At 60.9% G+C, this 1,172-nt stretch carries 1 protein-coding gene; it reads right to left on the bottom strand.

The genetic code is table 11. The features are described 5' to 3' along the window. Positions 1 to 786, bottom strand: a 786-nt coding sequence (locus tag PLJ71_08615) for an isocitrate lyase/PEP mutase family protein (protein HQM48737.1), incomplete at its 3' end; no start/stop codon positions are given. Positions 787 to 1,172: the final 386 nt, after the last annotated feature.

The following is a 1,172-nucleotide window of genomic DNA, read 5'->3' as shown; positions in this document are numbered from 1 at the left end:
CAGTTCCCGGAAACTTCCCTCGCGGTGAATAATGGAAAGGGTCTGGGTCAATGCCCGGAGCGAGGATAGAATCGCGACAGTAGGAAGACTGACGCGGGCAATCCCGCATTGCCGGAGCTCGGCGATCGACATCGCGCCGGCGTTGTTGGGCATTCCCGCGGCGATGCTCACCGGACCGTGGATCTCGCGTGCGGCCCGGGCCGCCTCGGCCAGCGTGTCGACGCCTATCACGAAAATCATATCTGCTCCCGCGTCGAGATACGCGTTGCCGCGTTCCACGGCTTCCCTCAAACCTTCGGTTCGCTGGGGGCAGGCTGTCAACGCGTCGGTTCGTGCGTTTACCACGAGATCATCCGCGCCCGCCGCTGTCGCGGCCTCGCGAGCCGCACGGATCTTCTCGATCATCAACGAACGGTCGACGACACGCTTGGTTTCGGGCGGTGGCAGAACCTGATCCTCGATGTTGATTCCCGAAACGCCCGCGTCAACAAATGCGCGTACCGCCTCGAACACGCGTTCCGGCGGACCGAACCCGTCTTCCCCGTCGGCCATGACAGGAACCCCGACGGAGTTGACGATGTCGGTTGTGATCTCGAGGTTCTTTTCAAACCCGAGTTTTGTCTCGGGAATCGCTCGCGATGCCAAAGCAATGCTGAATCCCGAACATTGCACCGCTTTGAACCCGGCCGCTTCTATCACCCTGGCGCTGAGACCGTCGTACGCGTCTGGCATCACGAGAGGACGTTCCGTTCGCAGCAGGTGTTGAAGTGTCTCTCGAGGATTCATGGCTTTGATCCTCCGGATGGCTGTAAGACTCTCGGCATGGCTTTGTTCGCCTCATGAAATCATACCACTACGCTCCCGGGAATGGCGCGATATTCGGTCAGAGCGTCCGTCCTCAGTGTCTCCAGGTTGGATTTTCGATGGGGCCCACCACAAAGGCACAAAGAAACGAAAAATCCACGTAAGAACAGGAGGCTATGAAGCCTGCGCTGCACGAGCGGCGGGGGCGCCGGTGCAACAACCGAGGGTGGGTTTTCCAACCCGCCCCTGATCAAGCCGCAGACGGATACGTCCGCGCTCCGCTTCGCGAACCACGGGCAAGACGCTCGTGGCACGTTGGCTCCCACCCGCCGGTCTTTGGCGTCTGGCGAGGCGGGTTGAACCGTCAT

This window comes from Candidatus Hydrogenedentota bacterium (assembly GCA_035416745.1).
Lineage (GTDB): Bacteria > Hydrogenedentota > Hydrogenedentia > Hydrogenedentales > SLHB01 > UBA2224.
This window is presented reverse-complemented; position numbering and strand designations above follow the sequence as displayed.